This is a genomic window from Pseudomonas sp. 05T35 (assembly GCF_056396605.1).
Map to the genome: position 1 here is coordinate 1 of NZ_JBFTLU010000200.1, position 8873 is coordinate 8873.

The 8873-nt window shown below is 59.1% G+C and carries 4 protein-coding genes and 2 pseudogenes; all 6 read left to right on the forward strand.

Translation table 11 applies throughout. The features are described 5' to 3' along the window. Positions 1-107: pseudogene (locus tag AC1DH9_RS16425) on the forward strand (Hcp family type VI secretion system effector); the annotation flags it as partial. Between the two features lie 134 nt (positions 108-241). Further along, positions 242-2857, forward strand: coding sequence for a type VI secretion system tip protein TssI/VgrG (tssI, locus tag AC1DH9_RS16430; protein ID WP_477808432.1), 2616 nt, complete (start codon positions 242-244; stop codon positions 2855-2857). Beyond that, entirely contained in the window at positions 2854-7500 is a 4647-nt protein-coding gene (locus AC1DH9_RS16435; RefSeq protein ID WP_477808433.1) for an RHS repeat-associated core domain-containing protein, read from the forward strand. Before tssI ends, AC1DH9_RS16435 begins: the two co-directional genes overlap by 4 nt. Position 7501: 1 nt before the next feature. Continuing rightward, positions 7502-8128, forward strand: a complete 627-nt coding sequence (locus AC1DH9_RS16440) for a hypothetical protein (protein WP_427542895.1) — start codon at positions 7502-7504, stop codon at positions 8126-8128. Positions 8129-8228: 100 nt separating this feature from the next. Next, complete coding sequence (locus AC1DH9_RS16445) at positions 8229-8492, forward strand: PAAR domain-containing protein (RefSeq protein ID WP_427542892.1); 264 nt, start codon at positions 8229-8231, stop codon at positions 8490-8492. 27 nt (positions 8493-8519) lie between these two features. Beyond that, positions 8520-8873, forward strand: a pseudogene (locus AC1DH9_RS16450) (hypothetical protein); the annotation flags it as partial.

Below are 8873 nucleotides of genomic sequence, written 5' to 3' on the forward strand. Positions count from 1 at the left end.
TCACTCACTTGGAAGACGTAGAGTTCACCTACCGCAAAATCACCTGGACCCACGAAGTATCCGGTACTTCGGGTTCCGATGACTGGCGTTCCCCGGTCGCTGGCTAAGTCTGGCCGACCGTTTCAAAACATCGGCCAGCGCTGCTGGTCGATGCTGTTTGCATCACTCAAGATTTTTTTGCGTTCGTTGATACCCGACTCGGATGTCGAGGGACGCCGCTGCATTGCACGAGGAACCAGGGATGTTCTCACCGGCCAACCAGCCCCATTTCACGTTGACCCTCGAAGGGGCGGACTTTCAGGTCCTGGCCTTCAAGGGCCGCGAAGCCCTGAATACGCCATTCGAATTTGAGCTGGAGCTGGTCAGCGAACGATCCTTCCTCGACCTCGAAAGCCTGCTGCACAAACTGGCTTTTCTACAGCTTGCACAAAATGGCACCGGCATTCACGGGCTGGTCTACAGCATCGCCCAGGGCGAGGCCGGTAAACGCCTGACCCGCTATCGGATTTCCCTGCGCCCGCAACTGGCCTACCTGGCCCATCGGGTGAATCAGCGGATCTTCCAACAGATGACCGTGCCACAGATCATCGCCCAGGTGCTGGAAGAGCACGGGATTCTGGCCAGCGATCACAAGTTCCAGCTGGTTGCGGTGTATCCCGAGCGCATTTATTGCGTGCAGTACGACGAATCCGACCTGCAATTCGTCCAGCGCCTGTGCGAAGAGGAGGGGATTCACTACCACTTCCAGCACAGCACCAAAGGCCATTTGTTGGTATTCGGCGACGACCAGACGGTGTTCCCGAAACTCGCGCCGGTGGCCTATCAGCAGGACACGGGACTGGTCGCCGACACGCCGATGATCAAGCGCTTCGGGCTGCGTCTGGCGACCCGCACCAGCCGCGTCACCCGCCGTGACTACGACTTCACCAAGCCGCGTATCGAACTGGAAAGTGACGCCAAGAGCGCCGCCCAACCGGACCTCGAGGATTACGATTATCCGGGGCGTTTCGTCGACCGCGAGCGTGGCAAGCACCTGGCCAATCGGAACCTGGAACGGCATCGCAGCGACTATCGGCTGGCCGACGGTCGCAGCGATCAGCCGCTGCTGGTCAGCGGGCATTTCCTGGCCCTGACCGACCACGCCAACCCGGCGTGGAACGACCTCTGGCTGCTCACCGAAATCCGCCACGAAGGCAAACAACCGCAGGTGCTGGAAGAGTCGGTGACCAGCGACGTCACCGACCTCAAGGACGATTTCCACCAGGGTTACCGCAACCAGTTCAGCGCGATCCCGTGGAACGTGCCATACCGTCCGCCGCTGGAGCACCCGAAACCCAAAGTCCTCGGCACCCAGAGCGCTGTGGTCACCGGGCCTGAAGGTGAGGAAATCTTCTGCGACCAGTACGGTCGGGTGATGGTGCAGTTCTTCTGGGACCGCGAAGGCCAGCACCGCAGTGACCATGGCGCGAGTGCGATCAACCTCGGCTATCTGACCCATCCACGCCCGTCCGGCGGCCAGCCACGCGGCGAGGGTTTTGAACTGCGCACCGACCGTCATGGCGCGGTGCGCGCGGCGGCCGGTTTGCTGGTGACCACCGAACCGCGACCGAACGAATCCAAGCACCACAAGGACCTCCCGGAAACCGCCGAACGCCTGGCCACCGCCGCCGATCAGCAGGACGGTTTCGCGATGCAGGCCAAGGAACTGCAAGCCCAGGAACCGGGCGATCAGGATGACGTGGCCAAGGCCCTGCACAGCCAGCATCAAGGTATTCTTGGCAGCGGTCCGGCGAACATGAGCGCCAACGAATTCCCGGAATTCACCGAACCGCATCTGGTGCTCGCGAGCCCGGCCGGCATCGCGCTAACTACCCCGCGCTCCAGCCATATCGCCACTGGCGAGCACTTGGCCCTGAGCAGCACCGGTCACACCAGCCTGTCGATCGGCAAACGCCTGCTGGCCAGCGCCAGTCGCGGCATGCGCCTGTTCGTGCAGAGCATGGGCTGGCGTCTGGTCGCGGCCTCCGGCGACATCGACGTGCGCGCGTTGAAGGACAGCATCAACCTGCTGGCCAAACTCAACATCACCGCCAACGCGGATCGCATCACCATCACCGCCAAGACCGAACTGGTGATCCAGGGCGGCGGCAGCGCCACCACCTACAACGCCGGTGGCATTACCCACGTCACCACCGGGCCGTATACCGCTCATGCAGCCAACTTTGCCTACACCGGAGCGAAGAGTCTGGCCGGCGCGTTCCCCGAACCGCCGAAGCCGGGCAAAGGCAACCTCGAACTGTTCAACCAGTACGCCGGGAGCCAAGGCATCAAGGGTGGCGACTTCGAAGTGATCGATGCGTTGGGCAAGAGCCTCAAGGGCACGCTCGACGGCAAGGGTTTTGCGACGGTCTCCGGCGCCGCGCCGGGGCCGGCGCGCGTGCTGTTCGGCAAGGACCCGGCGAACACCTGGAGCGATGGCAGTTACATCGGCAAGCCGGAGTGGCCGTTAACACCGCCGAGTGCCGAGGACATTCCAAGCCAGGTGCAATCGATGGTCGCGCAGGTACTGCCGAGCAAGAACTGGGACGTGCTGGAGAAGGGCAAGAATCTGGCGCAGACCGGGATGAGTGCGATGCAGAGCGCGCAGGGCGCGATGCAAACGGCGCAGCAAGTCCAAGGCGCGCTGCAGGGCGGCGCGGCCGGATTGCCCAAGCTGGCCAGCGCCGCCATGCCTAGTGCGTCGAGCATTCTCGGTGCGGCGAGCAAGAGCGGCAAGCTGCCGAGTCTGCCGGCGGTAACCCCTCCCAAGACCTCCTTTAAAACCCCGGGCCTGTTGGCGGGTGAGATGCTGTCATGACCACTGAAATTGTAAAACGTGAACCTCAGGTCGCCATCGTTCCACTGAGCGCCATCGACATCCAGGACGTTGCCAGCAGTGCGGCGGTATTCGACGCCTGGCTGCAATCCGCCAGCGGTGGCGTCGTCACCCTCGACCGGATCAAGAATGTCGCCGGTGCGTTGCCGGTGGTGGGCAACATCATGGCGCTAGTCGACGCGCTGGGYGACATCGTTACCCTGTCCAACGCGCAGAAACGTGACTTGCTTGCCTGGGCCAGTCTGGGCATCAACCTGATCGGTGTGTTGCCACTGCCACCGGCAATGGCGGCGGCGCGCATGACCCTGCGCCCGACCCTGTTTCTGGTACGCCAAGAGATGAGGGCTACCAGCAAAATGCTGCTCAGTGCATCCGTGATCGAGGTGCTGGTCGGGCATCTGAACGCCTCTATCATGGGCACCCTCGACGACTTCGTTGAACAGGCCAAAGGCAAGTTGCCCGGTATTCTCGCCGACGCCGGCAAGCTGGGCGAAGACGTCATCAGCGAGATCGCCAAAGGCCTCGAAACGGTCGCCAACGGTAAGCTCGACGCAAAGGGGGATGCCCAGGCTGCCAGTCAACAAATCAGCGCTGCGGGTGACCAGTTACTGAACGATCCTCTCGCGGCGATTGGCAACATTTTCGGGGCCGCCGCCAGTGCTTATAAAGCTGCCGGCAAGGGTCTCGCCAACGGGGCAGCCGATCATCTTCTACCCGACGAAATCAAAAAAAAGGTTGCCACCGAAACCGCGAAACTGCGCGCGATGGGCCCGGAGCTACGCACCCAACTGAGCAAACTCGACGATGAATCGGTGCAGAACTCCATCGGCTGGCTGCTGCTGATCCTCTCCAGCGCCGTCACACTGTGGCGCAAGCGCAATGCCCATGGCCAGAGCACCGCGGTCCATACGGAGAAGACCAGTCAGGCCACGCACACGGCTTCAGAGGGCCAGTTGGGTGTTAACCAAAAGCAAGCTCCAGCGAAAAAAGCGCCCAATCCGAAGAAAGGTCCCTGTGAATGCAGCACGGACTTCAGCATCAATTTCGCCTTGGGTTCGGAAAGCCTCAGCCATACCGATTTCAGCCTGCCCGGCCCATTCCCGATCGAATGGACACGCACTTACAACTCACGCCTCGACGCCTACGATCAGAGCGAACTCGGCGCCCGCTGGATCAGCGAGTTCACCACACGTTTCGACTGCGTGGATGATGGCCTGACCTTCTACGGCGCCGACGGCCGTGACCACAGCTATCCACTGCCCAAAGTCGGTCTGTTTCACTACGACGCCATCGAAAACATCACCCTCGTTCGTGCCAGCGAAGATCAGCTATTGCTGTGCCGTGGTTTCGAACGCAAGGAAACCTACGTCCGCCGTGGCCAGCGTTATGTGCTGACCAACATCTCGCTGCGCAACGGCGCCGGGATCATGCTGCATTACGAGCATCGGCACGGCGAACAATCGGTGCTCTCGGACCTGATCACCTATCAGGAAAACGACATCAGCAAGGTCCATCTGCACCTCGGCACGCTGATCGACGATCACGGCCGACTGACAGGCCTCTGGCAAATCGTTGACGGTGCTCCACTGCGACAACTCTGTGCCTACCAGTACGACGCGTATAGCGACCTGATTCAGGCGCAAGACGAGAACGGCGCAGTTTGGTCGTATCACTACCAGCATCACCTGATCACCCGTTACACCGATCGCACCGGTCGCGGCATGAATCTGGAGTGGGACGGCCAGGGCGCCAAAGCCAAAGCCGTGCGCGAATGGGCCGACGACGGCAGTTTCGACACGCGTCTGGAATGGGATGAAAATATTCGTCTGACGTATGYCACCGACGCACTCGGCAACGAGACTTGGCACTACTACGACATTCTTGGCTACACCTACCGCATCCGCTACGCCGACGAACGCTCGGAATGGTTCTTCCGCGATGACGCGAAAAACGTAGTGCGTCATGTTCATGCCGACGGCAGCACGGATCGCTACAGTTACGATGAACGCGGCAATCTGCTTAAGCACATCCGCGCCGATCACACGGTGATGCATTACGCCTACGACGATCAGGACATGCTGATCAAGATCAGCGACGCCGAGGGCGGTCAGTGGCAGCGCGCCTATGACGACCAAGGCAATCTGGTCGAAGCGCTCGACCCGCTGGGTAACAAAACCGAATACGCCTACAACAAGTCCGGCCAGCCCACCGCGATCAAGGACGCCAACGGCAACGAAAAGACTCTCGACTACAACGACGCCGGGCAACTGGTCGAGTACGTCGATTGCTCGGGCAAGACCAGCGCCTGGGAATACAACGAACTGGGGCAGATGATCTGCTTCACTGACGCGGCGGGACAAAGTACCGAGTACCAATACAAGGCCGGACAACTGGCGCTGATCAAACATCCGGACAAGACCGAGGAGCGTTTCGAGCGCGATGCCGAGGGCCGTTTGCTGGCCCACGTCGATGGCCTGGATCGCTGCACCACCTGGAGCTACACCGCTGCGGGCTTTATCGCCGAACGGGTCGATGCCGCCGAACAAACCCTGCGCTACCGCTGGGACCGCCTCGGTCGATTGGTCGCGCTGGAAAACGAAAACGAGCGACGCGCACACTTTCTCTACGACCCGGTGGGTCGGCTGCTGGAAGAAACCGGCTTCGATGGCCGTACCACCCGTTATCAGTACGACCCCGAAAGCGGTCGCTTGGCCAGAACGCTCAACGGTGAACGCAGCATCGCCTTGAGCTTCGACCCGATGGGCCGCTTGACCGAACGCCGCGCCACGCTGGGCGAGCAGTCGCAAAGCGAAACCTTCGCCTACGATGGCAACGGCAACCTGATCCTGGCCAACAACGCCGACAGCCGTCTGCAATGGTTCCACGATCCGGCCGGCAACCTGCTGCGTGAACATCAGCATTACCTGGGCCTGGAAAAACCACTGGTTGCGGTCTGGCAACACGAGTACGACGTGCTCAATCAGCGCGTTGCCACCGTGCGCCCGGACGGCCACCGCGTCAGCTGGCTGACCTACGGCAGCGGCCATTTGCTCGGCCTGCGTCTGGATGAGCATGAGCTGATCGGTTATGAGCGCGATGATCTGCACCGCGAAGTCGCCCGCCATCAGGGTAACCGCTTGCTGCAAACCCAGAAGTGGGACCCGGCCGGACGTCTGCAAGAGCAACTGCTGGGACGCAGTGACGACAAGTCCACGCTGCTCAAACGTGAATACAAATACGATGCCGCTGGCCAACTGACCGATATCAACGATAGCCGCCGTGGTCCATTGGCCTACCGTTACGATCCGGTCGGCCGACTGCTCAGCGCCACCAGCCGCCTCGGCGTGGAAACCTTCGCCTTTGACCCGGCCAGCAACCTGCTGGATGACAAGACTGCAGAAATCCGCCGACCGTTGGATCAGGACTCGCCGCGCAGCAAACTGCTCGACAACCTCTTGCGCGAATACGCTGGCACTCATTACGAGTACGACGAACGCGGCAACCAGATTCAGCGCTGGCACAACGGCAGCTACAGCCGGATGCAATGGGACCTGTTCGACCGTCTGGTGCATTTCGACGATGCTCGCCTGGCGGTGGACTACGCCTACGATGCCCTCGGTCGTCGCCTGCACAAGAACTCCAGCGCGCACTACAAACAGCGTCCGGAAGCCGGTTCTTTATGGAATCGCAATGAACATGCGCGCAGACAACGTGAACTCGGTTGCGGCTTTACCTTGTATGGCTGGGATGGCGACAACCTGGCCTGGGAAAGCAGCCCGGCTCAGGCCGATGGTGGCGCCGGCAGAACGGTGCACTACGTCTTCGAGCCCGGCTCCTTCGTTCCGGTGGCCCAGGCCTTGCGGCATAAACCGATCATTCTGTTAGGCCAGCCGGACTACAGCGGCGACTACAGCCTCGACGACGATCCGTTGTGGAATCACAAGCCGATTGCGCAGCCGTTCGATATGTTGGCTTGGTATCAATGCGACCATTTGGGCACGCCACAGGAACTGACCGACCACAATGGCGACATAGCCTGGAGTGCGCAGTACAAGGCCTGGGGCGAAGTGCGCGAACAACGCTCGGCGTTGGCGCAGCAGCATGGCCTGACCAACCCGATCCGGTTCCAGGGGCAGTATCACGATCATGAGACGGGGCTGCATTACAACCGATACCGGTATTATGATCCAAGGGTTGGGCGGTTCATTTCGCAGGATCCGATACGCTATGAAGGGGGGCTGAACCTTTACAGGTATGCACCGAACCCGGTGGAGTGGATTGATCCATTGGGGTTGGATACTGTTATTGCTACGAATAGCCGCGCTAGTGCAATGAGGAAAGCGCAGCAACACGCTCAGGTTCCAAGAGTGGGAAGAGGCGGCCAAGATATTGCCGCGCAAGAACTGAACGGAGACAGCGAGGGACGTTTTTGTGCTTGCCTGAAAAAGCGTGGCGTCAAAACGCTGGGACGGCGCGGTTACGACGGATCAGAGGTATTTGATCATCCGGATGGCCATCCTCATATGGTTGGAGAGGGGCACCCAGACCATCACAGCACCCCTCATGTTCATGCGAAGAACAAAAAGGGAGAAGCAAAAGTATTCACTTATCCAGGAGCGATGTAGCGTGAAGCACTACAGGATTTTATGTTATCGATCAAAATTCGACGAATTTAAAAAGGCGTCAAGCGAGCGCATTAATAAAATTCCTGCGGAGAATAATGATGACTTTGCTTTGTTAGCTTCTGTTGATAAAAAAGGTTCTGTTGGGTTCGATAAAACCTCTCAAGGCTGCGCTGCGATCAAATCGCTGGTTTCCAGTTGCTATTACGTTGATATTGACGGAAAGCTTCAGTCGCCCTCGACAAAAGAACTAAATTATATGCCTCTGTTTATGTTTAGAGATAAGGGAGGGGAGTTCGAAGAGGCAGTCAGTGCGCATAGGCAATACGAAAAGGATATCAAAAGATATGCAGTGCTATCGAGGTATCGAGGTGTCGAAAAACCCGAGCCTGCTATGCTAACTGGCTTTTTGCTGAGTGATGGCTTTTCAATAAGTTTGGACGTATATGAGCTTCTAAAAAATACCTGTCATTATGTGGCGATTGCGAAAATTTCAGGCGAGTACGGATATGGTGCATTTGATGTTTTTTCAAGCAGCCTAGATTTTTTCTTCGACGAGTTTAGTTCTATTGCGGGCGAGTCAGCGGAGTGGGTCATGGTTGATAAACCATCCGAGTTCATAAGTACTTAAATTAGGGGGGGACTGTCCTTGCCTTATCGAAGTAATCCGAATTTACCCTGGGAGGAGGTTCACTTGGCAGTGCGCTCAAATACGACGGAGGAAACAAAACATGAAAGATATCATCCGCATGGGCGACTCAACCTCTCACGGAGGCGTGGTGCTTGAAGCTTTCTCTCAAACCGACCTCAACGGCAAACCCATAGCCGGTGTCGGCCACCAGGTCAGCTGCCCATTGTGCAAAGGCATTTTTCCCATCGCTGAGGGCAGCAGCACCTACACGGTCGGTGGAATTGCTGTGGCACTAGATGGCATGAAAACCGCCTGTGGTGCCAGTCTGATAGCCAGCGGTCCAAAGGGGGCTGTGATTAGCTGACGCTCCTCTAGCTTTAGAGCAAATCATCCGGTCGGCCGACTGCTCAGCGCCACCAGCCGCCTCGGCGTGGAAACCTTTGCCTTCGACCCGGCCAGCAACCTGCTCGACGACAAGACTGCAGAAATCCGCCGACCGTTGGATCAGGACTCGCCGCGCAGCAAACTGCTCGACAACCTCTTGCGCGAATACGCTGGCACTCATTACGAGTACGACGAGCGCGGCAACCAGATTCAGCGCTGGCACAACGGCAGCTACAGTCGGATGCAATGGGACCTGTTCGACCGTCTGGTGCATTTCGACGATGCTCGCCTGGCGGTGGACTACGCCTACGATGCCCTCGGTCGTCGCCTGCACAAGAACTCCAGCGCGCACTACAAACAG

Excerpts from the sequence above, each read along its gene's own strand:
- AC1DH9_RS16445 (WP_427542892.1), top strand. The coding sequence starts at position 8,229 with ATGAAAGATATCATCCGCATGGGCGACTCAACCTCTCACGGAGGCGTG.
- tssI (WP_477808432.1), top strand. The coding sequence starts at position 242 with ATGTTCTCACCGGCCAACCAGCCCCATTTCACGTTGACCCTCGAAGGG.